Source organism: Microcystis sp. BLCC-F210 (assembly GCF_042134685.1).
Lineage (GTDB): Bacteria > Cyanobacteriota > Cyanobacteriia > Cyanobacteriales > Microcystaceae > Microcystis > Microcystis aeruginosa_D.
On record NZ_CP169647.1, the window covers coordinates 214,588 to 239,844 of the forward strand.

Annotated in this window: 27 protein-coding genes, 2 tRNA genes and 3 pseudogenes; 8 read left to right on the top strand and 24 right to left on the bottom strand. The window is 42.6% G+C overall.

Annotated features, from left to right (window positions below):
• Positions 1 to 84 precede the first annotated feature (84 nt).
• On the bottom strand, positions 85 to 297 hold the full coding sequence (locus tag ACE3JL_RS01045) for a DUF2555 domain-containing protein (RefSeq protein WP_375328655.1): 213 nt from the start codon (positions 295 to 297) through the stop codon (positions 85 to 87).
• Positions 298 to 445: 148 nt separating this feature from the next.
• Here ACE3JL_RS01045 and ACE3JL_RS01050 point away from each other — a divergent pair, with 148 nt between their 5' ends.
• Positions 446 to 1,222, top strand: coding sequence for an SDR family NAD(P)-dependent oxidoreductase (locus tag ACE3JL_RS01050; protein WP_375328656.1), 777 nt, complete (start codon positions 446 to 448; stop codon positions 1,220 to 1,222).
• Positions 1,223 to 1,456: 234 nt separating this feature from the next.
• On the opposite strand, the gene ACE3JL_RS01055 is transcribed toward ACE3JL_RS01050, so the two are convergent.
• The 10 genes and pseudogenes from ACE3JL_RS01055 to ACE3JL_RS01100 form a co-directional block, all read right to left on the bottom strand.
• A complete protein-coding gene (locus ACE3JL_RS01055; protein WP_375328657.1) occupies positions 1,457 to 2,143 on the bottom strand; it encodes a helix-hairpin-helix domain-containing protein in 687 nt (228 codons plus the stop codon).
• A 7-nt stretch (positions 2,144 to 2,150) separates the two neighbouring features.
• Positions 2,151 to 2,504 carry an NINE protein gene (locus ACE3JL_RS01060; RefSeq protein WP_002768785.1) on the bottom strand — a complete coding sequence of 118 codons (354 nt, stop codon included), beginning with the start codon at positions 2,502 to 2,504 and terminating at the stop codon, positions 2,151 to 2,153.
• Positions 2,501 to 2,713 carry a hypothetical protein gene (locus tag ACE3JL_RS01065; RefSeq protein ID WP_002768784.1) on the bottom strand — a complete coding sequence of 71 codons (213 nt, stop codon included), beginning with the start codon at positions 2,711 to 2,713 and terminating at the stop codon, positions 2,501 to 2,503. The genes ACE3JL_RS01060 and ACE3JL_RS01065 overlap by 4 nt, the downstream gene beginning before the upstream one ends.
• 54 nt (positions 2,714 to 2,767) lie before the next feature.
• Positions 2,768 to 3,049, bottom strand: a complete 282-nt coding sequence (locus tag ACE3JL_RS01070) for a DUF2470 domain-containing protein (RefSeq protein WP_271988010.1) — start codon at positions 3,047 to 3,049, stop codon at positions 2,768 to 2,770.
• Between the two features lie 51 nt (positions 3,050 to 3,100).
• Positions 3,101 to 3,256, bottom strand: a complete 156-nt coding sequence (locus ACE3JL_RS01075) for a precorrin-6A/cobalt-precorrin-6A reductase (RefSeq protein WP_271988012.1) — start codon at positions 3,254 to 3,256, stop codon at positions 3,101 to 3,103.
• A gap of 197 nt (positions 3,257 to 3,453) precedes the next feature.
• Entirely contained in the window at positions 3,454 to 3,933 is a 480-nt protein-coding gene (locus tag ACE3JL_RS01080; RefSeq protein ID WP_375328658.1) for a hypothetical protein, read from the bottom strand.
• A 134-nt stretch (positions 3,934 to 4,067) separates the two neighbouring features.
• Positions 4,068 to 4,961 (bottom strand): ABC transporter ATP-binding protein, encoded by an 894-nt coding sequence (locus ACE3JL_RS01085; RefSeq protein ID WP_271988014.1) that lies wholly within the window; start codon positions 4,959 to 4,961, stop codon positions 4,068 to 4,070.
• A 214-nt stretch (positions 4,962 to 5,175) separates the two neighbouring features.
• Complete coding sequence (locus ACE3JL_RS01090) at positions 5,176 to 5,949, bottom strand: ABC transporter permease (RefSeq protein ID WP_002774827.1); 774 nt, start codon at positions 5,947 to 5,949, stop codon at positions 5,176 to 5,178.
• A gap of 63 nt (positions 5,950 to 6,012) precedes the next feature.
• Positions 6,013 to 6,636 carry a HEAT repeat domain-containing protein gene (locus ACE3JL_RS01095; protein ID WP_271988015.1) on the bottom strand — a complete coding sequence of 208 codons (624 nt, stop codon included), beginning with the start codon at positions 6,634 to 6,636 and terminating at the stop codon, positions 6,013 to 6,015.
• A gap of 216 nt (positions 6,637 to 6,852) precedes the next feature.
• A pseudogene (locus tag ACE3JL_RS01100) lies at positions 6,853 to 7,113 on the bottom strand (DUF29 family protein); the annotation flags it as partial.
• Positions 7,114 to 7,324: 211 nt separating this feature from the next.
• Here ACE3JL_RS01100 and ACE3JL_RS01105 point away from each other — a divergent pair.
• Together ACE3JL_RS01105 and ACE3JL_RS01110 are read left to right on the top strand one after the other, a co-directional pair.
• Positions 7,325 to 7,588: a helix-turn-helix domain-containing protein gene (locus ACE3JL_RS01105; protein WP_375328659.1), complete on the top strand. Its 264-nt coding sequence runs from the start codon at positions 7,325 to 7,327 to the stop codon at positions 7,586 to 7,588.
• The gene (locus ACE3JL_RS01110) at positions 7,585 to 8,502 is read left to right on the top strand and encodes a hypothetical protein (protein WP_375328660.1); all 918 of its coding nucleotides are present in this window, start codon (positions 7,585 to 7,587) and stop codon (positions 8,500 to 8,502) included. The genes ACE3JL_RS01105 and ACE3JL_RS01110 overlap by 4 nt, the downstream gene beginning before the upstream one ends.
• On the opposite strand, the gene ACE3JL_RS01115 is transcribed toward ACE3JL_RS01110, so the two are convergent.
• The 8 genes and pseudogenes from ACE3JL_RS01115 to ACE3JL_RS01150 all read right to left on the bottom strand — a co-directional run bounded on the left by ACE3JL_RS01115 (position 8,468) and on the right by ACE3JL_RS01150 (position 14,653).
• A complete protein-coding gene (locus tag ACE3JL_RS01115) occupies positions 8,468 to 9,571 on the bottom strand; it encodes a DNA methyltransferase (protein WP_375328661.1) in 1,104 nt (367 codons plus the stop codon). The two genes, ACE3JL_RS01110 and ACE3JL_RS01115, sit on opposite strands and share 35 nt — an antisense overlap.
• Positions 9,572 to 9,664: 93 nt before the next feature.
• Positions 9,665 to 9,778: pseudogene (locus ACE3JL_RS01120) on the bottom strand (DUF29 family protein); the annotation flags it as partial.
• Positions 9,779 to 9,926: 148 nt separating this feature from the next.
• Complete coding sequence (locus ACE3JL_RS01125) at positions 9,927 to 10,358, bottom strand: DUF29 domain-containing protein (protein ID WP_375328662.1); 432 nt, start codon at positions 10,356 to 10,358, stop codon at positions 9,927 to 9,929.
• Between the two features lie 42 nt (positions 10,359 to 10,400).
• The gene (locus ACE3JL_RS01130; RefSeq protein ID WP_375328663.1) at positions 10,401 to 11,213 is read right to left on the bottom strand and encodes a HEAT repeat domain-containing protein; all 813 of its coding nucleotides are present in this window, start codon (positions 11,211 to 11,213) and stop codon (positions 10,401 to 10,403) included.
• A 335-nt stretch (positions 11,214 to 11,548) separates the two neighbouring features.
• Entirely contained in the window at positions 11,549 to 11,914 is a 366-nt protein-coding gene (locus ACE3JL_RS01135) for a DUF948 domain-containing protein (RefSeq protein WP_150978254.1), read from the bottom strand.
• The gene (locus ACE3JL_RS01140; RefSeq protein ID WP_271988018.1) at positions 11,915 to 12,274 is read right to left on the bottom strand and encodes a YtxH domain-containing protein; all 360 of its coding nucleotides are present in this window, start codon (positions 12,272 to 12,274) and stop codon (positions 11,915 to 11,917) included.
• A 431-nt stretch (positions 12,275 to 12,705) separates the two neighbouring features.
• The gene (glsA, locus tag ACE3JL_RS01145) at positions 12,706 to 13,722 is read right to left on the bottom strand and encodes a glutaminase A (protein WP_271988019.1); all 1,017 of its coding nucleotides are present in this window, start codon (positions 13,720 to 13,722) and stop codon (positions 12,706 to 12,708) included.
• An 82-nt stretch (positions 13,723 to 13,804) separates the two neighbouring features.
• The gene (locus tag ACE3JL_RS01150) at positions 13,805 to 14,653 is read right to left on the bottom strand and encodes a carbonic anhydrase (protein ID WP_193957055.1); all 849 of its coding nucleotides are present in this window, start codon (positions 14,651 to 14,653) and stop codon (positions 13,805 to 13,807) included.
• A gap of 168 nt (positions 14,654 to 14,821) precedes the next feature.
• Here ACE3JL_RS01150 and psbN point away from each other — a divergent pair, with 168 nt between their 5' ends.
• Positions 14,822 to 14,953 carry a photosystem II reaction center protein PsbN gene (gene psbN / locus ACE3JL_RS01155; RefSeq protein WP_002761150.1) on the top strand — a complete coding sequence of 44 codons (132 nt, stop codon included), beginning with the start codon at positions 14,822 to 14,824 and terminating at the stop codon, positions 14,951 to 14,953.
• Here the strand turns inward: psbN and ACE3JL_RS01160 are convergent.
• From ACE3JL_RS01160 to ACE3JL_RS01180, 5 genes are all read right to left on the bottom strand, one after another.
• Positions 14,950 to 17,958 carry an alpha-mannosidase gene (locus tag ACE3JL_RS01160; protein WP_375328664.1) on the bottom strand — a complete coding sequence of 1,003 codons (3,009 nt, stop codon included), beginning with the start codon at positions 17,956 to 17,958 and terminating at the stop codon, positions 14,950 to 14,952. The genes psbN and ACE3JL_RS01160 overlap by 4 nt on opposite strands.
• Positions 17,959 to 18,103: 145 nt before the next feature.
• Positions 18,104 to 18,175: transfer RNA gene (locus tag ACE3JL_RS01165), tRNA-Thr, on the bottom strand.
• Between the two features lie 8 nt (positions 18,176 to 18,183).
• Positions 18,184 to 18,268 (bottom strand) — tRNA-Tyr (locus tag ACE3JL_RS01170).
• Positions 18,269 to 18,405: 137 nt separating this feature from the next.
• Positions 18,406 to 18,705 (bottom strand): ferredoxin, encoded by a 300-nt coding sequence (locus ACE3JL_RS01175; RefSeq protein WP_150978249.1) that lies wholly within the window; start codon positions 18,703 to 18,705, stop codon positions 18,406 to 18,408.
• Between the two features lie 590 nt (positions 18,706 to 19,295).
• The gene (locus ACE3JL_RS01180) at positions 19,296 to 19,931 is read right to left on the bottom strand and encodes a peroxiredoxin (RefSeq protein ID WP_271988021.1); all 636 of its coding nucleotides are present in this window, start codon (positions 19,929 to 19,931) and stop codon (positions 19,296 to 19,298) included.
• A gap of 486 nt (positions 19,932 to 20,417) precedes the next feature.
• Here ACE3JL_RS01180 and psbU point away from each other — a divergent pair, with 486 nt between their 5' ends.
• The 4 genes and pseudogenes from psbU to ACE3JL_RS01200 all read left to right on the top strand — a co-directional run bounded on the left by psbU (position 20,418) and on the right by ACE3JL_RS01200 (position 25,209).
• Positions 20,418 to 20,825, top strand: a complete 408-nt coding sequence (psbU, locus tag ACE3JL_RS01185) for a photosystem II complex extrinsic protein PsbU (RefSeq protein ID WP_271988023.1) — start codon at positions 20,418 to 20,420, stop codon at positions 20,823 to 20,825.
• A gap of 199 nt (positions 20,826 to 21,024) precedes the next feature.
• Positions 21,025 to 22,692, top strand: coding sequence for an L-aspartate oxidase (nadB, locus tag ACE3JL_RS01190; protein ID WP_271988026.1), 1,668 nt, complete (start codon positions 21,025 to 21,027; stop codon positions 22,690 to 22,692).
• A 214-nt stretch (positions 22,693 to 22,906) separates the two neighbouring features.
• Entirely contained in the window at positions 22,907 to 24,049 is a 1,143-nt protein-coding gene (locus ACE3JL_RS01195) for a HEAT repeat domain-containing protein (protein WP_375328665.1), read from the top strand.
• Positions 24,046 to 25,209: pseudogene (locus ACE3JL_RS01200) on the top strand (glycosyltransferase). Before ACE3JL_RS01195 ends, ACE3JL_RS01200 begins: the two are co-directional and overlap by 4 nt.
• The last annotated feature ends 48 nt before the right edge of the window (positions 25,210 to 25,257 follow it).

A 25,257-nucleotide genomic window follows, 5' to 3' on the forward strand; every position in this document is an offset into this window, starting at 1 on the left:
GGAGAATATCATAACCAAAAATAATGGGTGTGCTAGTCTCACACCCCCAGTAATTTGTGTTAAGTTTTGTTTAACTAAGCCACTTTAAGCCTCATCGTAGGCTTCTAGATCCAACAGATAAAGATAAGGTTCGGCTAATTCCTGCCTTTGAAAAGCGATCGCCCGCAATAGATGCCAATCCCGCAAAGCCTCGAAAGGGTTACTATACTCATCTTTTTCTAGTCGTTCGGCTAAAGAAGCAATATCAGCGGTGGTATATTTGGCAATATCTTGACCAGTGAAGCTTATAACTGTCATTTCTGCACCTCCCTCGACCTTTGTTCTATTTCTAGCCTAACATATATTCTGAGTTGAAAAAATGTCTTGACCGCCAAGTTAAGAACTGTAAATGAAAGGGTAATTGTGCTACAATTCCAGCAAAAAAGCTATTTTTGGTTGATCTTCTATGAAAACAGCCCTCATTACTGGCGCTTCTACTGGTATCGGTGTCGTCTTTGCTCGTCAACTTGCTCAACGGCAAGTGGAGCTAATTTTAGTCGCTAGATCTAGGGATAAACTAGAACAATTAGCAGCGGAATTAGAGGAACAATACGGGGTAAAAGTGACAGTTATCGTTCAAGATCTGACTGTTGCCGGGGCGGGAAAGCTAGTATATGATACGGTGAACCAAAAAGGAATCAACGTTGATTTACTGGTAAATAATGCCGGTTTTGGTGATTATGGTGCTTTTAGCGAGCAGGATTTAGCCCGACAGTTAGAAATGATCCAGTTAAATAATCTGGTATTGGTGGAATTAAGCCACTATTTTCTCCGTCCCATGCTTGCCGGCACTGGGGGGGCAATTATCAATGTTGCTTCCATTGCCGGGTTTCAACCGCTGCCCTATCTTTCCGTCTATGCGGCGACAAAAGCCTTTGTCCTCAGTTTTAGCGAGTCTCTCTGGGCAGAAAATAAAGACAAAGGCGTTGAAATCCTCGCTCTTTGCCCCGGTCCGACGGAATCTAATTTTTTTGAGGTAGCCCGATTTCCCAGTGCCTTTATGGGCAAAAACGGCCGGTTAGATTCGGCGGAAGTGGTGGTACAAGAGGCTTTAACTGCCTTGGCAAACAAACGCCCCAACGTGGTAGCCGGTAAATTGGCTAATAAAATTATCGTCAATCTGCCCCGTTTTTTACCCAGAAGTTGGATCGTGTCTTTGATAGAAAAGCAATTTAAGCTATAACTAGGGTCTGCTGAAAAAGTTTTTCGTGGGGACAGGGTGTGGGGTGTGGGGTGTGGGGTGTAGGGTTTTACCGATTTTGAGGTAGTCAGTTACCTAAAATTCAGGGAAAAAGTCCCTGAATTTTACCCCCGATCACTCCAATGGTCGGCACTTTTTGAGGTAAAAAAAGTCTAAAAGCCTTATCCAACAAGGTTTTTAGATTTATTCAGCCAGCCTTAAGTAGAATAAAGCGAATTAAAGCAATTGCTGATAGGATTTTAAGGGAATACCTGTCCGGTTTCTTACTTCGATCGCCGAACGATAGACACCGTTTTTTTCTCTTTCGGCGACAATTTTATCAGCCACGGAAAAGTCAAGACCGAGATTGACTAATTCCGCAACGGAGTAGTAGTTTAAACAACGCCAAGAAACGTCAACTTCTTGGCGAATATCGTAGGCAAAGATAACCAAAGGTTCTAATTTTTTGAGATAATTTTCTGGTAAACCAGCTAGGAAGTGTAATTCTTCTAAATGGGTAAAAATATGTCCTTCGTTACGGACAGAAACGATATCATTGGCATAGACAATCGGCAACCCTAATTTATAAACCAGATCGTTGGTGGAACAACTGTTAATATCAATTTTTTCGAGAGGAGAGGATGACTGTCTGGAATTGGTTCTATTTGCCGAAGCTATTGGATGAGAATTAAGCTGTTGACGGATGTATAAACCCAGTCCGATTTGGGCAAACCAAATTACGATAAAAGACTCTTGTGTAAGGAAAATAAGGGAGATAATTGTCAAGGCAATGCCGACGGATAACCAACTTTGATTATTAGTTTTTTTGCCAGCATTAGCAATGGCAAGACCACCAAAAACTGGGACTAAGGACAGCCAGATCCACTCGGAAGACTCGGGAGGGCGAGGAGAGAGATTAGACATATTTTTTTCAAAGAGAATCTAAATATTTTCTGCGTTTTTCTTCGTATTCTTCAGCAGTAATAATTCCCTGATCGTAAAGCTTTTTAAGCTGGAGTAAAGTAGCGGTTTTTTGCTGACCTGATTCTGGCAGTCTTCGCTCTGTACTGTTGGGGAGATAGTTAGGATTGTATTTAGCATCAAAAGCTTGATCTGACATGATGATTAAACCAATAAATTCAAAAAAAGCAATGATGCCGGGGATAAAAGTCCAGAAGAAAAGTAGATAGAGAATACCTGCTAAATTCTCCCCTAGATAAAACTTATGGATGCCAAGATAACCGAGAAAAAAGGCTAGTAAAGCCGCTATAGTTCTATTTCTCATAATTTTTGAGATTTCCCTAATTTAGCCAAAAGAAAGTATAAAACCACGATGCCTGCCTGTAATTCCAAGAGAGTAATATAACCCTTGACTAGATAATTTAATTCTAGGGAGGAATTAAAGGCAAAAACTAGCACACCCAAGACTAAAAAAGGCAGTAAACGCCAGCCAGACTTGGGTATTTTTATTACCGTACTATTAACCTGATTCATGGGCTAATTCTCTAGGTTGGTCTTTTTCGGTGATAGTCGCAAAATCGGAACCTGTCAAGGGGTGGTTTGATTAACTTTTAGCATCTCAACGAGGATATTATGGGCATCCTTGGCTGATTCTAGGGTACGCTCAAAAGGTATTCTAATTGTTTGATTCTCCCCTAATTTTTCTACGGCTAAATCCATGCCTTGGGGATCGATGGAGAGCATTTGAGCGGTTTCTGCATCGGTGATATTACCGTAAACTTGAGCGTAGAAAAGCACGGCATCACCGTGATCTTTATTCATGTGTTTACAGATGCGATCGCTAATGGCGGAAGTGATAGTTTCAGACATAATGTTCCCAAAAAAAATCGATAATAAGGTGGGGACAGATAAAAGCCAGTTCTAAATCAAGGCAAATGGGGGGATATTAGTTAGGGTAGCGTAATTAATCGCTAATTGCCAGATAATTTGAGCTTGGGGATGGCAGGTATCAATAATAAGTTTAATATTATTTTCTTGACAAAAATCCTTAACTGTGCATTGCTCTAATTGTCCCACTTATGGTCAATCGGGGCAGAGAGTAAGATCCAGGGCTACCCGTGCAGTTAAATTGCCTGTTGAGATGAAACAAGAGGCAACAGTAAAGGGATGGGGGAGATTCAGCTAATCTAAGGATAGGCGGTTAAAATGCCTCTTAGCTTAAAACCTCACACCCAGTCCCCACCAACAAACTTTTTCAGTACACCCTCTATATTTTATCGTTCACAACCGACAACAGAAGCGGTGTAGGTATTACCGATATGCTGAATACCATTGACAAAAAGATTGACTAGAAAAGGTTGATCATTTGCCCGGACTGTGGCAGTAATTGTTAAGGGTTTATCGGGTTCGATTCGTAATCCATTAGTATTAAAAAATTCCTCATTAGTTTGATCGCTATACTTGAGAAACAGCCGGATATCAAAGGAAGCAGCCCGGGGAACAGAAACCGTAACGATAAACCTCTGAAAACTTCTCCCCCCCGGCACTGCCCAATCGGTATTCCAATTATTACGAGTTATCGTGACACCGAAAGGCCCTGGAACAGTGGGTTGTGAGACGGTTTTCGTAACTTCACTACCTTCACCCCCTAATAAAGAAAGTGGCCGACAATTTTGGGACGCTGCCGGTAGATGTGAGCTTAATAATACCGCCGATAGACTCAATAACCCAGTGATAGAGGTTAATTTCATCATTGATTTTGTCTCCAATTAATAGAACCTATCCAAAAATTATAGATGATCATGACGGTAAAAAAAGGCGATTTAACTTAATTGAGGTAAATTACCAGAAAAATGCCGATCATCAACCTTAATTTTCAAAAACGGGTTTAAAATTGATTCATAATTTCCATATAAATATGTTCTAACTGTACCGTCTGACGGGCGATAGAATCAATATTAATGCCATCGAATGCCTGAATAATCTCGCTTAATTCTAGATGTTCATCTAACCAAAAAGCTAAATCTTTACCGTAAAATTTGGAAGTAAATCCTAATTGTTTCCCTCGATTTATGGCCGCTTCTTGATCCTGGGTATCCATGATAATAATTTCTTTCGCAGGAATGTGCTGACGCAGCTGATTTAAATTACCTTCGGCAATAATACGACCTTGTTTTAAAATGCCGATACGTTGACAGAGACGCTGTGCTTCATCCAGGAGATGGGTAGTTAATAAAATTGTCATTCCCTGGCGCCTTAATTCTCCGATTAAATCCCAAATTTCATAGCGAGATTCGATGTCTAAACCGGTAGTTGGTTCATCGAGAATTAATAATTTTGGCTGATGAACAATAGCCACAGCAATATTCATCCGGCGCTGCATTCCCCCGCTTAAAGTTTCCACCGGACTACGGGCGCGATCAAGCAAATTTACTGCCGATAAACTGGCTTTAATCCGATGACGACGCTGGGGGCGATCAAGTCCATAAATCTGAGCAAAAAAGTTGAGATTTTCCTCACAAGTAAGGGATTTGTACAATAAATTTTCCTGTGGGGCAACCCCAATTAATTCTTTAGTAACTCTCGAAATTGGCAAATAATTAAAGGTAATTTCTCCCGATGAGGGTTTTAATAAATTACAAATTAAGTTAATAGTGGTGGTTTTTCCCGCACCATTAGGACCGAGTAAACCGTAAATTTCTCCCGATTCAATATGAAAGTTTAATTGATCTAATACTAAGCGTCTTCCGTAATTTTTTTTGACATTACTAATAGTCAGCATTTTTAATAAAGTAACAAGGATAGTCAGGCTTTTTTAGGTCATCAGCCGTCAGCTAGGTAATAGTACGAATAACAGGGAAATTGGCTAATTACACTGAAAAACTAAGAAGCTGAATAACTGATGGTGGGTTACGGCGAATAGATAAATTAATGATTAAGTCTGATAATTTGTCTCCGCCTAACCCACCCTACCTAACTGATAACTGATAACTGATTTACAATCGGCGTTCAAGGTTTAACATTTGTCGATAGGTAAGCCAACCACCTGCTACCATAGCTAGAGCAAAAAGACAGAGAAAGCGAAAATGAGAGCTAATATCTTGGAGATTTTCGCCCTTTGCCCAAACAGCAATTAAAGCTTCATTCATGTGGTAGATCGGGTTATATTTAGCCAGAGATAGAATGTTGTCGGGGAATAAAGCAGTCGGAAGAAAAACGCCGCCTAAAATTAATAAAGGAACCCCAAAAGTTCCCACCAAAGCATTAACATCTTCTGTTCTTTTCGCCAGTTGAGTACCAAGAATAAATCCTAAACCCACATAGGCGGTGATACTAAGGAAAATAATTAATAATTCTAGAGGAATTGAGCCTTTAAAAGTGGCTCCATACTGTTTAGCAATAGAATAAACTAAAACTGTCTGACAGGCGGCAATCACACAATGGGCGAGAAAAATGCCGATAAAATAGGAAACACCGCTTAAAGGCGATAAAAATAACCGTTTAATCGTTTGTTGTTCCCTTTCCGCTACTACCGTCGCCACGGTTCCCCCCAAACAACTAAAGAAAAGTGCCGCCCCTACAAGGGTGGGAGGAGTAGCCAGAGCCATCGCCTCGGCAAGCTCAATTTTACCTTTTTCTGCCATAATATAGCCATTTAAGAGCAGGACAAGGATCGGGAAAATGCCCCAGAGGATTAAGCTACGCCCGCGCCGGATTAATTCCACTAAAATTCGTTGAGCGATCGCTAAAATTTCCTGCCAATATTTCATAGAATGTTAGTGTAATTGTTTCTCCCTGTAGAGAAATGAGTTTTTCTACTTTGTGACTTAGGGTTATTGTAAGTGTTCCAGAGCTTGATCGGCACGCAATCTTACTACTATTTCCGCTTCTGTCTCCCCAATCTGTCCTAAAAGTTCCCGAATCGCCCCGCGAAATGCCGCCGCTGCAGTTCCTAATCCCTCCAATCCGACGATCGCCGCATATCTAACCACCCACTCTGGATCCCCTTGCGAAAGTTTCTCCAATGCCGCAAAAACCGCCTTCTGAGCATCAGAAACCCGACTTTCCTCCAAATCAGACCAAATTATATTTCCTAAGCCTCTAGCCGCCCCTCGCCGCACGCTAAAAGAAAAATCACTCACCGCCGCCTCAAGTAATAAGTCCAATCCTCGCACATCGCCAATTCCTGCTAGGGCGCGGGTTGCCCAAGCTCTTGCCCCATAATTATAACCGTCTAGGTTGGCCAGTAAATAGGGAACCGCCGCTTTGCCGATGGCGATTAAACCATCCACGGCTGCTACGGAGGCACCGGGGTTATTATATTTCAGGACATCGGTGAGGGTGGGTATTGCCGCTTCACTTTTGACGGCGGCTAAATTTTCCACGGCGGTTAGTAACCCATTGGCTGAGTCGGCTTTTTCGACGGCAATAATTAAAGTTTCAACGGTGGGAAGCATTGGTTATCAGTAGAGGGGTTAGGGGTTGGGGGAGTGAGAATTATGAATTATGAATTATGAATTGGGGAGATGGGGTAATCGGGGAGGGGGGAGAAGGGGTAATTGGGAGAAGTAATTATGAATTATGAATTAGGAAGTGGGAAGAATAAATAAAAATAATCTCCTGACGACTGATTCCTATATTCTAAAACCACTAACAAACTTTTAAAGATAATTTTATCGCCAAACTTTTTTCTGTAAAATCTGACTAATTTCTTGGGGAAAAGGACAATCATCGGGAAAGTTAAAGGATTGATAATCTGGGTTATCTCGCAAGCTTTTTAAAGCCGTGGCATAGCAATCTAAAAATACTTGCTCCCAGTAGGGTTTTAAACTAGGAGAATCGCTCAAAAGTTCTTCTAGTTCCCGTTGACTGCGCCTAATAGTTTCTTGCCAACCTCGATCATCTTGAACGTAATCAGCATAGCAGAGTTTGAGGCCGTGTGTTGACTTCTGCCCAAACTTTCTATCGTTCCAGATCAGCAGCAGCGAGTAACCTTCGCCATTGTACCAAAGACTCCATACCGTCCGCTACACTGGGGGGTGTATGCTGTTTACTAGGGCCCTAGGGAACCTAAAATCCCATTTTGGGATTATTCTAAAATAGGTTTATCTTGAAAATGCTAACTCCTGTGCTCATTAAAGCACGATGAAATCTATTTTTAGCCCAGAGTACCATATCTTTCGTCGATGCCTGATCGCCGCGCGTAAGGATGCGAATTTAACTCAAGCAGCCCTCGCTAAAGCCATCAAAAAGCCGCAATCTTTCGTTGCCAAATACGAAAATGGTGAAAGAAGATTAGATGTCGTTGAGTTCCTTCTGGTTAGTCGTGTAATCGGTGTAGATCCTTGCGAAATTTTAAGGCAAGTTGAGCAAGCTTGTCAATCCACATCTTGTGGGGAAGGGTTATGAATACAGAAGATGTTATTAGCCTTGCATCGCAATATCTAGATGATTTGTCTGGACATAGATTTGACCTATTAGACATTGCTAGACCAATATCGGTTGCTGCAGCAGTTAATTTAGCCAAAGTAATTTCAAAGCTATCACCACTATTGGGAAATCTGATTGAATTTAACACTGTTGAGTTTTTAAATAAGCAGGAAATATTTGCGCCGTTTGGTGAATGGAAAAGGCAAGATCCAGGATTTCCTGATACTGTCTTCATGGGTAGCATCCAGCCTACCCCGGGATTAGAAATAAAAGCATGGTTCCCATTAGCTACTGAAATAACAGCCCGTTTCAAAGATAGTCAAAATCATTTTCAGTTTGATCAAACCTACGTTTCTCTAATAGCTTGGCTGCCTGAAGCGGTAATTTATGGCAAACCCAAGATTCTAGATGTATGCGTTGTCTCTGGCTTTTCAGTGGCTAAAGCGAGAGATGATCATTATCATAATCCTCCTGATTACCTTGTTCTAGAACCCGAAGATACAACCCAAAGGAGAGCAAATTTGCAACAAACAAATACTAATGGATACAAATTTCAAGGGACGGATGAAGAACTATTTCAAGCTGAAGAAATAGTTAATTCTTGGGGAAATGATGGCAGGCTTTATAAGCCGACACAAGAGTATCAAATGCTCTTGCGGGAACTGATCACTCGCTTCAAATACAGATTAGACACTAATTTTGCCAAAATGGACAGGATTTTACATCCAGGAATTGAGGATTTTAAAAAGCGTGTTTATCGAACACAGTTCTCTGGAATGGAAGTTGGACAGTGGAACAGGCTTTTAGCTAGTCGTCGAGAGGAGTTAATTAAATCTGCTTTCAGAGAACACCTTGGCATTAAAGAAGGGAACATTGATGAACTACTTGACTAAATCTTTTGACTCCATAATAGAAATAAGTTTCGTCAATTTCACAAGCGAAAGCTTTTCGATTCAGGATATTGGCAGCTAAAGAGGCACTGAAAAGCCCCCCAAATGGTTCCCAAACCACATCCTGTTCCTCACTTGAAGCTGCAATAATTAATTTCATCAGATCCAGTGGCTTTTGATTTAAGTGAACAGCTTTACCATCCTTAGACTTAATTCGTTCATCATCGCGCAAAGCTGAACGATCCCAAACATTTGTAAAACCATGAGGGCAATTAAATTTAGAGCGCATCTTCTCCCACTCTTTACCTGTTAAAGGACGCTGTCCATTTTTAGAAAAATAGGGTTTTCCCTCTGGGTTTCCGTGTTCGTTGGCATAGAAAACTAATTTTTCAAACATTTCGGGTGGGGGAAAATACCATAAATGTCCTTGATCAAAATATTTTCTTGTTGCCGCATCTGCGACACCACAAGCTAAATTAGCTTGACGCAAAGGTAAGCCCGATCTTAACCATTCCTTTCGGAGCCATTCTTTAAGTGTTAAGTCAGCAATTTTGACTTCTCTAACGTATTGGACGCAAACCTCTGTCACCACTGGAAAACGCCTTATTTTTTCTGTGTTGACATTACCTGCAATATGACCTTTTCCTTTATTCCATATATTACAATTAACATATCGCCAACCAAATTTCTCAAGTATTGGATGTACCACAGCCCAGCCAATTTCTGAGTTCCAAAACCAAAGAGTTGTATTTGGCAAGGCTAACTTCGACCAAGCTTCCACATGAGGTTCATACCATTCAGGTAGGTCAAGATGATCTGATGTATCACCTTCAAATCCTAAAAGACCGTAGCCTCCGTCTGAGATTATTACTATAGGTTGTTCCCAAGAATCATAATGTTCAATGCTATTACCAAGACTCAGACTAACACTGCTGTTATTCCAAGCTGAAAAAGCTAGTTTCTCAGTAAGTTGGACAGTTTTGCCACGCCCAACAGTGCTTGTTGCTTTATTCTTCTTTATACTTGGCAGACGATGGGAAGGCTCAGGTATATCCATGGATTTTTTTATCATCTTATAAACAGTATGAATATCAATACTCTATCCTGTTTTAGGATATTTGGCTACCCCATAAACCAATGACCTAGAAAGTTAGCCTAAGACTAGCAAACTTTCTATCTCCCCGCTCAAGTTTTCCCAGTCAACTTGATCAAAGTTTTTTTGTTTTAACAGAGTGATTGTTTCGTTGAGCCAGCCAACATAATCGGTTTGAATTAGCATAAAACCTCTGGATTTTGTGAGTTTGAATTTTCCTAGAAAATAACCAATCATTGACAGCATTTCTCATAAAGATAAAGTATAACTGTATCGGACATTGTCTCAGATTTGAACGTCTCCTAATCCCACCAACAAACTTTTAAAGATAATTTTATCGCCAAACTTTTTTCTGTAAAATCTGACTAATTTCTTGGGGAAAAGGACAATCATCGGGAAAGTTAAAGGATTGATAATCTGGGTTATCTCGCAAGCTTTTTAAAGCCGTGGCATAGCAATCTAAAAATACTTGCTCCCAGTAGGGTTTTAAACTAGGAGAATCGCTCAAATGTTCTTCTAGTTCCCGTTGACTGCGCCTAATAGTTTCTTGCCAACCTCGATAATCCTCAACGTAATCAGTATAGCAAAGTTTGAGGCAGTGTTCTAAGATGGTCGTTAACCGGTTGCAGAGTTCACGTTTTTGACTTCTGCCCAAACTTTCTATCTCCTCGATTAAGTTTTCCCAGTCAACTTTATCAAAGTTTTTTTGTTTTAGCAGAGTGATTGTTTCGTTCAGCCACCCAACATAATCAGTTTGAATTAGCATAATAACTCTGGATTTTATCGGTTTTAATTTAGATATGATTAATTACAATAAACTATCCATTAAAGTGAGAATTTCGGAGATATTTTCGCCCCTAGAATTAGTTTTTAGATGGTTTTCTAAAAGTTCCTTGAGAGCAACCAGTTTCAGACTATTTTCCGCCAAAGTATTAGCGATCGCAGGAGCGGCTGGTAGATAACCCGTAGCACCCAAGTCCATTAAAGCAGAACGACGCAGCTGTAATTCTTCCCCTTGCAAGGCCTTAATCAGAATATCGCCATAGTGGGGGTTAGCTGTGAGTTGATAGAGAGCGCGGGCAGCCGCATAACGCACTTTTTCGACAAAATGCTTTAAAAACGGTTCGATCAGGGGAATCGCTGCCGTCGCTTGCAGGGTTCCTAAGGCTTCGATAATCGCCTCGTAGGGTTGGACTAAATGGGGTTTTCCCGCCACTAAAACGGCCACTTCGATGCCACCCTCTAATAGTTTCTTTAAAGGTGCGATCGCTCTTTGATCCTGAAGCATTGCCAATGCTTGGGCAGCCGATTCACGCACATAATAATCTTCACAGTCGAGACAGGCAATCAAAGCGGGAACACAACTGAGATCATCCAATTTCCCTAAAGCGCTGGCAGCATTGCGTCGCAGGGGATAACCGCCGTCGGGAGTGCGATCGCTTTCGTCCTCTAAAGCGGCAATTAACGCCGAAATCGCCTCCGGTTGACGAACACGAAATCTACCCAACCACCAAGCGGCATAATAACGCGCGCCTAGGTCTTCTCTTTGCTGGATATTAGCGATCGCTTGTTCAACAGTATAGGCTGGATTATCGACGGCAGCAGAGTAAGAATCGCTCATAGACAAGTAAAAATAATTATTGGGGTAGTGGGGTTGGGGGTTCTGACAGCTGTAGGCACTTGATAACCAAGAGGAAAGGGAGTAGTAAAAAGCATCCCCTGGGGTGGTAGGAAAAGAACTCTAACGATCAAGATGATCCGATAGTTTGCGCTACTCACAAATGAGGTAGATGCTCTGAAACTATGCAAGACCACTGCTGGAGATAGTTGTTGTTTAGCATTGTTTTTGACGATGCTCCTCTAAACCCCTATCTTGATTTTCTCACTCCTGTTGGCGATTACTCACCTCTTTGTAATAAACCTATATTTGTACGACTTCCCCACTTCTCCATCTCTTTAACTGCGTTTCCAAGTATTCCAAGCAGCTTTCAAACCGATCAAGAGGCGACGGCTGCCACGATCGAGCTTGCTGAGACCAGCTTTAGCACTACCGAGACTGCGATCAACTCCCTGGACAACTTGGCGGGTACTTTTGACCCCTTCATCGATATTTTCGGTTAATTCGCTGATTTCCGCCCCTGTTAGGCGAATTGCCTCTAGAGTCGGGGGAAATTCCCGATGGAGGGTATCGAATAATTTTTCGGCACTGCGGGCTGCCCGGGCTAACTCTTGCAGAGCAGGTAAAGCGGCGATGAAAACCGCCGTTAAACTAACGGCGACTAGCAGTAAAGAACATCCTAGCCAGAAAATAGGTTCGGTCATTTAATGGTCATTCGAGTGATGATTATCGCCTTGGGAGGATTCTTGCGAGTCGGGGAAGGGATTGTCTGTGGCTAGATTTTGACTAGCTTCGATTCCAGCTGTCACCGCCTCTTTTAATCTAATTAAAGTATCATCCCAATTACGCCGGGCCGATTCCGATAGGCGATCGGCCTGTAATTGCATCGTTGTGGTCAGATCTTCAGCTAATTCCGGCAAAGCCCTGGCGGATTTTTGCAGAATTCGACGGGTTTCTTTTCCAGATCTGGGTGCTACTAATACACCCGCCACTACTCCGATCGCACTGCCCACTAAAACCCCGACGAAGAATAAGCCGCCGTTACCGTTATTTTTATCTGCCATAGGATTGCCCCTGTACTTAATTCCCAATTTTACGAGCAATTACACTTCTCTTGTGCAGTTTCTTCGGCAAAAATTTTGACCTGTTGCTCTTGGCCAGCAGCCACAGACCTAGAAGGGATAACTTGAGAAAAAACTAGCGATCGGGAAAAATCTGACTTTATGGCAATAAGGGAGTGAAAAAGAAGAACCTCTGGGAGTCTTGCCGTGTTTCGACCCCAAAGGTTCCTCTTATGCTGAACTTATACTCCTCACACAACATTCATATTACACACAACCCGCTGCTTTTGTCAAGGTGTTTACGAAATTTTTTCCACAGACCTCTGGCCAAATTAATTTCCCAGGGCCGGTAGGCACTCTTGTCAGGGACAGCTATCAGACTAAATCCTGTTTAAAAGCTATGGGAGAGTGGGAAGAGGGAAGTAGGAGTGGTATCAACTATTACCTTCAATCCATGTTTTTAAATCTCGTTCTGGTTTAGCCACATTAAATAAATGTAAACCAAAATCCTCTGAAATATCTTGACAAATTTTCACTCCTCTGATGCTGTTGCCTTTTTCATCTAAAAGGGGCGAAAAAGTCCCAATTCCCAACTGATGGGGGACTACTGCCGTAATTCCGCCACCGACACCGCTTTTTGCTGGTAATCCTACCCGATAGACCCATTCTCCCGAAGCGTCGTACATTCCACAGGTAAGCATAACACTGATCACATCTTGAACGTAGTGTTCATCGATCGCCCGTATTCCTGTGATTGGGTTGACACCTCCATTAGCTAAGGTAGCAGCCATCAGAGCTAAATCGTGAGCATGGACGAGAATGGCGCATTGTTGACAGTAAAGATCGAGGGTTTCTTCAATTTTATCGCTAACCATGCCAAAATTTAGCATTAGATAAGCCATAGCCCGATTGCGATTGCCAGTGGATTTTTCCGAGAGAAAAACGGGGACATTAATCTCGTGATCCCTACCCGTATAGCGTTTAAACATTTCTAAAATACGTTTTAGCCTTTCGGTGGCATTCTGTCCGGTGATTAAATCCGTGGTAGCGATCGCACCAGCATTAACCATAGGATTATAGGGACGATTGGTTTTTTCATCGAGAATAATCGAGTTAAAAGCTTCTCCGGTGGGTTCAACACCGACTTTACTATTAACGTATTCCCGTCCGTGATCTTCTAGAGCTAATCCAAAGACAAAAGCTTTAGAAATCGATTGTACTGTAAAGGTTTGCTGACAGTCTCCCACCTCAAAAATCTGACCATCAGTGCTAATTACGGAAATACCAAACCATTCTGGAGCTGCTAGGGCTAATTCCGGAATATAATCGGCGATATGACCCGTCTGTAAATCAGAGTATTTTGCGTGAAGATAGTTCAGATAGTTCCGGAAAGGATAGACTAACTCTTGCTCGGAATTGACGGGACTAATAAAATCTTTTGGGGAAGCCATAGAGGAGTATAGCAGTTATCGTTTAATTGCCACTCTAGAGACGTTAATAGGCACATCTCTAGAGAATTTCTGTAATCCCTAATTAACTTCTCGAACCGCGATAAATGCGATCAGCTTGGGAGGGTTCTAAATAAGTATAGCCCGGTTTTTGGGTTGAGGAGCCGTTCTTTTTGGCCACAGTATTAACCGCAGGAGTCGCTTTTTTTAAGTCCGCATGAGTCCTGATATAATCCTCAGAAATCTTGAAGGGATGACTATTGGGAAGATGACGACTAGAGGGTAATTTTTCTTCTGGTTCGGGATGGGTAATTTTACTATGGGGAGCGACAAAATCGTGTAGGATGGGATCATAGGCTAAAATTTCACCAGTTTCAATGCGAAAAATCCAACCGTGTAGGGACAATTTACCCTGATGTAATCGGGAACGAATAATTGGATAGCTTTGCAAATTACTTAACTGATTGAGCACATTTTCTGCTACTGTCACCTCGATCAGTTCTTCTCCTTCTAGTTCTTTGTAATTATCCTTAACTAAACGTCGAGTAGCTTCTGCTTGTTTTAACCAATCGTAAACTAAAGGCATTTCATCGGCCAGACTCTGCAATTTTAACAAACCTTTCATCGCTCCACAATGGGAGTGTCCGCAGATAATCACTTGCTCGATGCCGAGAGCGTTGATAGCATATTCTATAGATGCACCTTCACCACCATTAGTTGCTCCGTAGGGAGGAATTATATTTCCCGCATTGCGAATTACGAATAATTCCCCCACCTCCGCTTGGGTAATTAGGTTAGGATCGATACGGGAATCGGAACAGGTGATAAACAGGATTCTCGGTTTTTGTCCGTGGGAAAGTTCCTCAAATAATTGCCGATGTTCATCAAAATAACCACTCTGGAACTTTTCTAGTCCCTCTAGGAGTTTCTTCATAATAATTTTTCTGGTTTAGTTTGATCGCTATTGAGTCGATCCTTTCAGCATTATCGGGCATGAGATAACAGCAATGCAACTGACCCGATTAGCGATCGCTATCGGCGGCGATATCGGTTATATTTTGTTAAGATAAGATACAATCTGTATCTAAGCAAATTTTATTTTATGGAAACTGCAACAATTTTGGGTATTTCGATCGCTGCCGCTTTGGTGGGGATTACCGCTTTAGCTCTTTATACCGCTTTTGGACCGCCAGCAGCAGAATTAAGCGATCCTTTTGAAGATCACGAAGATTAATTCTTTAATAACCATGTAGCTATTTGCCAAGGAGAAATTTGATCAATAGGATCGATCGCTCTTTCTAAACCGTCGATCGATTCTTTTATTGTTAATTGTAATTGATTTTGCCAATCAATAATAGCGTTTTCTCCCTGACATTCATAAACGCGCATCACCCAACTCTGAGGGGATGTTTCACTTTGTTTGAAACTCATTAAAATTAAGTTATCGTCCGAGAATTTTAACCATTGTGCTACGGGTGGCAACTGGGTTGATCGAGACGAATTAGTAATAAAAATAACGGTGACAGGTGAGTTTAACTGCCAAGCGTGATGGACAGTTTTCGCCGTTTTCCAGTTACCTTGGTGGGGATATATTGCATAGGTAAATTCCTGTTTCCCCAGATCTGCCTCGGGATCGGGCCAGCGGGGACTTCTCAAGAGAGTTAATCGCAGTTGCTGGTTAGTAGCATCATAGCCATATTTATTATTATTTAAAAGACTGACTCCATAGTTTGCCTCTGTATCGGTTAAATCTGCCCATTTATGGGCGTAAACTTCCCATTTTGGCGATTCTGGTTCGTGGTAACGCTCGATCGCACCACAGGCAATTTCATAGGTGGTAAAATCGCTGTTTAGGGTAAGAGGAAAAGCGGTTTTTACTAAAGTATGTTCCTGTTGCCAATTAACAATAGTTTTAATCTGGAGAATAGGAGAATCTTTTTCTAAGATATAATCTTGACAAAATTCCGAATCAGCTAAACTTCTGATGATGCGAATCTGCCAGCGCAAGGGACCACACTCTAAGCATTCGATCGATTTTAATACTGTTTTTGGTAAGGGATATTGTTGATAATTCGGATCGATATTCCAAGCGTCCCAATATTGTCCTTGATCTTTAAATGCCTGTAATTGATTACCGGCAGCTTGCAGGATTTCTTTTTGATTAATTATATCGAATATACTATCTATATCCCCCGTTTCCGAGTTAATAGTAACTTTAAGTAAGCCATTATCTAAAATAAATTGGCAGTTAATTAAATTTTTCTCCGTTGTTTGCTGATTGGGAACTAACCAAAATAACTTATAACCCACAGAAGGAATATTTTCAGCGAGAAATAATAGCTGATTGTCGTGGGATAATTGCGAAGGACAGAGACAATTATTCCAGTCATAAACCGAACAATTGTCAGATTCTACAGCTAAAGAGATAACCTGGGTTCTTTCCCAGTTAAGAGAATTAAAAACTAGGAAAGGTTTTGCTTGGGGATGGGGGGGATTAGGTAAATTAATTTGATTAGCAATTGCCTGTAAAGCTTGATCTAAAATTGCTTCACCTGTGCTGATAACTTGCCGCCATAACTGATTAGCATCCCTAAATACTTCGGGGATAGAAGTACCCGGTAGTATATCATGAAACTGATTTAATAAAACCTTTTTCCAGGCGGATTCTATCTGGACTTTCGGATAGGGAATATCTAGTAAAATATTAGCCAGAGAAGACCATAATTCCCCTTGATACAACAGTATTTCACAGTAACGATTATAGGCCTTTTGGTCAGCGTGGGTAGTATAACAACCGCGATGGAATTCTAGATATAATTCATCATCCCAGATAGGAAGATTACTTGTCTCCAGACTGTCCAGATAAGTTTTTGCTTGGCTAAATTTTAACTGGGGGAAAAAAGGAGATTTTTGCCAACGTTGGGCCACTTCTAACATATCACGAGTTGGACCGCCGCCATGATCGCCAACACCGGGCAACCAAAAAATCTCTTTTAATCCGGTTTGCTGTTCCCAATTGAGAGCATGATCGGTCATAATAATTGGGTTAGTATCCATAACTCCAGCAACATTGGGAGGAGACATAAGGGAAAGAATTTTACTGCCATCAGGAGATTGCCACCAGAAAAAACCGTGGGGAAATTTAGTCGTATCATTCCAATGCAGTTTCCCAGTTACAAAATATTTGATGCCAAAGGATTTAAGTATTTGCGGCAATTGGTAGGGAAAACCAAAGGTATCCGGCAGCCAAGCGGTTTTAGTGATTTGTCCGAATTTTTCTTGAAAATATTGTTGTCCATAAAGCAGCTGTCGAAATAGGGATTCCCCAGAGATTAAATTGACTTCTGGTTCTACCCACATCCCGCCCAAAAGTTCCCAGGATTGCCCTTTATATGCCTCTATAATTGCTTTAAATAGGTCAGGATGATGTTTTTCTATCCATTCGTAAATTAGGGGGCTAGAATGACCAAATATGAGGGCGGGAAAATCTTTTTGCAGGTTTAAAACCGAGATAAAAGTATTTTTTGCCACTTGCCAAGTTTCTGCCAACGGCCACAACCAAGCCATATCTAAATGTGCGTGACCGAGAAGATGAAAACTGCGTTCTTTGAGAGGTTTAGCGAGGGGTTGTAGGGATTGACGAATTGATTCTAGGGATTGATTAAATTTATCTTTGTTGGTGACATTATCCCAGTCAATATTCTCGAGAGTAGCGGTAAAAGCGGCTAAGTTTTCAGGATAAAAAGTTTGTAGATAATTATGAATAATGGTCAATTCATCAGCAACAAAACCAGGATATATTGCGTCGCTATATTCATAGATTAACTCTGATTTCATCAAACCACCAATATCATGATTGGGACTGACTAAACGGAGAGTAACAATAATTTCTTGACCAGTAGAGACCGAGTTAGAAAGTAAAATACGAGTGGAAGAATCAAAGAGGTCTCCCGCTTGGATAAATTGATTATTAACATAAATTTTGACATCTTCGGCCCACCAAGTTAGGATTAATCTCAGTTCCATTCCCTCTAAAGGATAACCGGCCAGATGTTCGGGGACAATAATTTTTTGAGTTAGATATTGGATTTGTCTGCCAGCCGCCCAAATAATGTATTGTTTTTCATTGAGGGTGACGGGTTGAATTGGTTTTCCGGCTGCTGTAGAGATCAACCAATTTTTCTGAACATCCCTTCGGGTGAGGTGAGACAGTTTAGCGATGTTGTCGAGGGGAGACATGAGCCAACAAATAAGTTAATTTTGACCATTTTAAGCGATCGATGCCTAATCGTGCTAGGGGATAACTTCTGTTAACGCCATAGTGCTGAAGACTTACTCAATCTCATCCTTACAATGGTTGATTGAGAATGAGCAGGGAAGAAAAAGCCCGTGATGAGGATTGAACTCATGACCTCACCCTTACCAAGGGTGTGCTCTACCACTGAGCTACACGGGCATTGATCGTGGTGGGCCGGGCCGGATTTGAACCAGCGTAGGCGTAGCCAACGGATTTACAGTCCGCCCCCATTAACCACTCGGGCACCGACCCATTAATTCCACGATTAACAATCTTAGCACCCTTAGCTAAAACACACAAGGGTTTAGGAAAAAAATTTTTGAGCCATAAAATAACTCCCGTTAAATGCCATGGATTGAACGGGAGTTTTCTGATAATCTTGGGAGAGATTAGCCCACAGCAGCTTCTTCTTGGTGGGTTTCGATCACACAGTCAGAAGTGGGATAAGCGACACAGGTAAGGACGAAACCAGCTTCAATTTGATCGTCATCAAGGAAGGATTGATCGGATTGATCAACGCTACCAGATACGAGTTTACCTGCACAGGTGGAGCAAGCTCCCGCACGGCAGGAATAAGGTAAGTCTAGTCCTCCTTCTTCAGCTACATCGAGAATGTACTCATCATCGGGAACATCAATTTCATGCTTGCCATCGGGTGTTATCAGGGTGACTTTATAGGTTGTTGCCATCGGTTGTTCCTCTTAATTAAATGTCAGTGAAAGCGGCAGTCTCTACAATTGCCCCTCGCTCGTCGTCAGAGTGAACGATTCGAGCGAGTTTCATTTTTGATACTACGGGAAAATCTGCCTGACTCAGCCTTGCATTAGTAATGACAGTCTTAAATAAACTTAAAATAAAATTTACTTATATATCTAACCCAGAATTCTTGAGGATCCTTACTCGATCTCTAGATAATTTCATCCCTCTACAATCTAGCCAAACTAACCACTACTAAGCATTTGGAACTATAATGTTAGTAGTTTTTTCGTCTTAAGCCGATTTTTATTAAATATTAATTTAACTTATAGTTAAGATAGGTGTCGATGAATTGTTTTTAACCCAGCCAAGAAATTGCTTTTCGGCACTACTGCCGCTAACACATCTGGGGAAACTATCAAAAAATATATTGACAATCAAACTAATAAATGATAGGGGGAGATAAATCCCCTGTTGCCAGGGGTAGCATCCGTTTTAACGGATGGCTAACTCTCCCTGACGATTTTATGGTTTTCGGATTGCCAGTTTTCCGGGATATGGTTCACCGATTAGCAAACTCTAATTACTTATTAGGTTGGGGAGTCATGCGTAGATAGGGTTTGATTTCTTCAACCCCTTTGGGGAATTTGCTGCGCGCTTCTTCAGTGGGAATAGAGGGAACCACCACACAATCGCCGCCGTCGGTCCAGTTAGCGGGGGTAGCCACCTGATAGTTATCGGTGAGCTGCAGGGAGTCGATCACGCGCAGGAGCTCGTTAAAATTGCGTCCCGTGCTGGCAGGATAGGTAATAGTTAAACGTAATTTTTTGTTGGGATCGATGATAAACACCGAACGTACCGTCAGATTATTGAGGGAATTGGGGTGAATCATACCGTAGAGATCGGACACTTTGCGATCGCCATCGGCGATAATCGGATAGTTAACTGTAGTGTTTTGAGTTTCGTTGATGTCATTAATCCAACCCCGATGGGATTCGGCACTATCCACGCTCAAAGCGATCACTTTAACATTGCGTCGTTCAAATTCTGACTTAAGACTAGCCACCGTACCTAATTCCGTGGTACAAACGGGAGTATAATCAGCCGGGTGCGAGAACAGCACCACCCAGCTATCTCCTACCCACTGATGAAAAGAAATCGGACCTTCACTAGAATCTTGTGTAAAATCTGGAACGATATCACCCAATTGGAGAGCCATAATTGTGTCTTCCTTATTATATATTTCAAGACAAGCAACAGTTTATGATGCCATAGGAGCGCTGTTCGTCATTGATAATTTTAGGGATTTATAATAATTGGGTTAGAGGATAGGGGAATGAGGAAATGGGGGAAGTGGGGATATAGGGATATAGGGAAATTCAACTATACCAGAAGGCAGACGGCAGCAGGCATCAGGAAAATCTTTGCCAGAACTGGGTTTTAGCGATTTAGATTGTCCCAACCAACTTGTTCTTTGTGATCAAACCCCAAAACCGCAAAACCCTTCCCCTAGGGCGGCAAACTAGGTTATGATCTGGTCTGCATGGCATGATATAACTTTTTTAACTAGCTATCAGCGTTGAGCTAATAGCTAGGCTGCGGTGGCAAATCCCAATTCCCCACCCTAGGCCTAGTCGGAAAGCTGACGGCTTCATTTCTTGTCCTGATCGTTAATTTGCCTTAGTTTTAGGAGACCACAACTGCAATGAAGAATCTTGTTCGTCTGCTGGCGGTAATTACCTTGATTATTGGGAGTTTTTGGGGCAAAGTTCCCGCTCAAGCTCTCAATCTCACCTCGATCGCCCTTCCTTCTCTTCCCGTGGCGGTCTTAAATGCGGCTGATGCCAAACTAACCACAGAATTTGGGGCGAAAATCGACCTCAATAACAGTGATATTCGCGATTTCCGGGACTTGAGAGGGTTCTATCCCAATTTAGCCGGTAAAATCATCAAAAACGCCCCCTACCAAGAAGTGGAAGATGTCCTCAATATACCCGGACTCTCGGACACTCAAAAAGAGCGTTTACAGGCTAATCTGGAGAAATTCACCGTTACTGAGCCTTCTAAAGAATTTATCGAGGGTGATGACCGTTTTAACCCCGGAGTTTACTAAATCCAGTTAATTACGGTTAAAAAAAAATTCCTAGGTGGGCGATCGCTCACCTTTTTCAGTGATCAGCTTCTGAAGGCAAGAGGCAAGAGGCAAAAGAAAGAATCTGGCATACCGTCCCAAGGTAAAAACTGGCGATTTTTGCCAGAGCTATAGAGAAATGAAGTGCTAGAATAAATAGAATTTATCAATTAACTCCTACATGGTCGTTTCCTCGCAACTGCCGAGTTATCAAGATGTTTTAGTGGTGGGATCGGGAGCGGCGGGATTGTATGCCGCACTGTGTTTACCCCCTAACTTAAAGGTGGGTTTAATTACCAAAGAAGATTTAAAAACCGGGGCTAGTGATTGGGCGCAGGGAGGAATTGCGGCAGCCACATCCCCGGCAGATTCCCCCGTTTTTCATTTAGAAGATACCCTGAAAGCTGGAGCGGGCTTATGCGATCGCTATGCTGTGCAGTTTTTAGTCGAGAAAGCCCCCCAAGCAATCACTGATTTGCTGCGGTTAGGAGTTAGTTTCGATCGCTCTGGAGACGACTTAGCCCGCACTCTTGAGGCCGCCCATTCCCAGGCCAGGGTACTGCACGCGGCTGATCGCACGGGGAGAGCGATCATCAGTACCCTGATGGAAAAAGTGGTCGAACGCCCCAATATTACCATTATTCCCCAAGCGATCGCTCTGAAACTGTGGCTTGATTCGGAAGGGCAACGCTGTCAAGGTATTTGTTTACTCCATCAAGATCATCTCTGTTGGCTACGAGCGCAAGCAGTCATTCTGGCTACGGGAGGCGGCGGTCAAGTCTATGCCCAAACTACCAATCCCGCCGTTAGCACGGGGGATGGAGTCGCCCTCGCTTGGCGTGCGGGGGCAGTGATTCGCGACCCAGAATTTTTTCAGTTTCACCCCACCGCTTTGACTGTGCCGGGGGCGCCGAGGTTTTTAATTAGTGAGGCGGTGCGCGGCGAAGGAGCGCATTTAATTGATGCTCTGGGGCGGCGTTTTGCCTTCGATTATCATCCAGCCGGAGAACTGGCCCCCCGGGATGTGGTCAGTCGGGCAATTTTTAGCCATTTGCAAACAACCTCTGACGATCCCGCCCATGCCAAAGTATATCTAGATTTAAGACCAATCGAACCGGATCGTCTGCGTTATCGTTTCCCCAATATTATCCGCATCTGTCAAAAATGGGGAATTAATGTGTTTGAAGATGTGATTCCCGTCGCCCCCGCCGCTCACTATTGGATGGGAGGAGTGGCCACCGATTTAAACGCCCGCACTTCTCTACCCGGTTTGTATGCGATCGGGGAGGCGGCTAGTACGGGTGTTCACGGAGCCAATCGTTTAGCTAGTAATTCTCTCTTGGAATGTATTGTTTTTGCGGCAAGTTTAGCTGAAATAGGTCTAGAACCAGAAAACTTGCTGGGGGAAAGACCAGAAAAACCCCTAGAAATCGCAGAAAATTGGCAGGAAGAACAGGAATACTGGCAAAAAGTACGGAGAGAATTACCGATTTTAATGTGGGAAAATGCGGGAATTTGCCGATTTCAAAATGAGTTAGAAATTGCTATCCTACAGGTGCAACAGTGGAAACAACAGTTACAATCGTTAAAGATAGGCCAATTTCTTCAGAATCTTCTCCCCGACCAAGGACAATTATTTTTGCGTCCCTCGGTGCAGTTAGAAATGAGAATAGCGATCGAGACATTAAATCTTTTAGACATCGCCGACTTGATTCTGGAAAGTGCCTTATTACGAGCAGAAAGCCGAGGTGGTCACTATCGGGGCGATTATCCAGAAACTGTGGCTAATTGGCAATTCCACACGACTATTCAAGGTCGAAGGTGGCAAAAAAGTCCTGTGCAAGCTTAATTAAGCCAGTTTTTCACAGATAATCCCTAAGCACCGAATAGTGGAATCTATCCTCAATATTGGGAGCCGTGCCATCGGTTCCACGCTCACTGGGAGGCTTTTCCCAATCATCCTCGTCTATGACCTATCTCTGGATTTTGAGTGCTTTTCATTTACGGCTTTTAGGCTATCATACTTTTACCCTCCCCCCCCCCTAAACAGTTGCATTAATTCTATGATCAAACCCAATTTCCTATTTTTGTTAGCTATCAGTGTGAGCAGTTGGGGCCATTATTTTCAGGCTGTACCCAATGCTAACGCTCAAACTCCACCCAAGTTAGAGCAATCCCAAACTGTCGCTACTTACGATCATTTGATGAAAGCTGGTTACGAGGCCAAAACCCAAAAAAATTACCAACTCGCCCTAGAAAAATTTCAACAAGCTCTAGCACAACGTCCGAAGGATACATCTGCTCAAAATGCGATCGCTGAGGTACAGAAGTCTCTGGGTCAAACCGCTACCGCTGCCAAAGTCACCCCTGAAAACGAGACTTCTATTACGATTATTCCCCGAGTAATCACCCTGAAAATCTCGCTTGACCCAGAATTAGTAATGTTAATTGCTGGCTCAACCCTTTTATCTATCTCTTTATTGGGGGCTTTACTATCAATTTTCTTTCAATACCGTCCCAGAAACAAAGCCTCAAAACCCCGCAAAAAGACAACTTCCGTCAATCCGAAAAACCCACTGGACAACCTTTTTGGCAATACCTTTTTCTATGGGAACACCAAAACCGGCAGTAATATTAATGGCAATGGGGGAGGCGATTTAGATACTTCTTTGCCGGTACAAGCTACCTCCCGTATCCCTGGTGTGGATTTAATCCTGCGTTTAATTGAAAGTCTTCGCGATGACGATCCCCGTACCCGTAGGCGGGCAGTTTGGAAGCTGGCGCAGATGTCCGATTCTAGGGCAATGGAGCCTTTAGTCGATAGTATGGTGGATGGGGATTCCTACGAACGCAGTTTAACTCTAGAAGCTCTCGCTCAAATCTGTAGCCGCTCCCTGCGACCGATGAACAAAGCTTTAGCTATCTCTCTTCAAGATAAAAATCCGCAGGTGCGGAAAAATGCTATTCGGGATTTAACCAGACTCTACGATGTCATGTCTCAGATTAGTCAATTAATTTGTCTTGCTCTCGATGATTCCGATGAGGAAGTACAAGAAACGGCGCGCTGGGCGATTAGACAGTTAAATCTGCAATTAACCCCCCGTTTAGTAGATATTGCTCCCCTAGAAACCACCGGTGAACCAGAAGATGATGACTTACAGGATACTGTCTTCACTGAGACCACATCCAATGAGGTGCAAAATTGAGTCGAAAACTCTTATTTCTCTCGACTCCTCTGGGATTTTTGGGATCGGGGGGCGGCGGTGGTGTAGAATTAACCATTGAGAATCTCGCTCGCACTCTGACTAAGCAAGGGTATGCCGTGCGGGTAGTGGCTCCAGAAGCCTCGCAATTGCATGATATCCCCTTGATCACTATAGTGGGAAATGCCCGGATTTCTGCCCAAAGTCAAGGCCGGCAAGCCCCAATTTTAATGCCCGAAAATGCTGTTTTGGCCAATATGTGGCACTACGCCCAACAAGTACAAAATAAGTACGATTTAATTGTTAATTTTGCCTAGGATTGGCTCCCTTTTTATCTCACTCCTTTTTTTGCCACTCCCGTCGCCCATTTAGTCAGCATGGCTTCCGTTTCTTTGGCGATGGATCATAAGTAGTAGTGCAAAATTAATTTCCTAGTAAAGATAGGCAAAAGGCAAGAGGCAAAAGGCAAGAGGGGGTTAGATATGTGTAATTAATTTTGCTTAGGTACTTATTATTAAAAAAACCTACCGCAGTTTTCCCCATTTACTCGCTTTTCACACCGTCACCCAAGCAGAAACTTTCTCAATATCTCCCCCCTATCGCTGTTTGGCTAATGGTTTAGACGTATTTTTGTATCAGTTTCGCTCCGATCCCTCTCCCTGTCTAGCTTGGGTGGGGCGGATTGCCCCAGAAAAAGCCTTAGAAGATGCGATCGCCGCTTGTCAACAGTTGGGCGTACCTTTACGGGTTTTCGGCCATATTTCCGATCCTCTCTACTGGCAAAATTGACAGGATAACTGTAGTTTCGATTTAGTCGATTATCGCGGTTTTTTGCCCACCGAGAGCCTTCAAAAAGAGTGCTTTGGCCTGTTGATGACCCCGCGCTGGGTTGAGGCTTTTGGTAACGTGGCTATTGAAGCTTTGGCCTGTGGTGTTCCCGTAGTTACCTATCGTCGCGGTGGTCCGGTAGAAATTATTGAAGATGGAAAAACTGGTTTTTTAGTTGAACCTGATAGTATCGAGGGATTAGTTACAGGAATTAAAAATTTGAACCAGATCGATATTCTTGTCGTGCGGTAGTCGAGCAAAAATATTCCCTAGAAGCTTTAGCAAATCAAGCTATTAATTGGTTTGAAGAAATTTTTACTCGCAGTCAAAAATAAATAAACTCTCTTGGTTTAGTCTGGTTAAATCTAGCCTAGCATAAACTT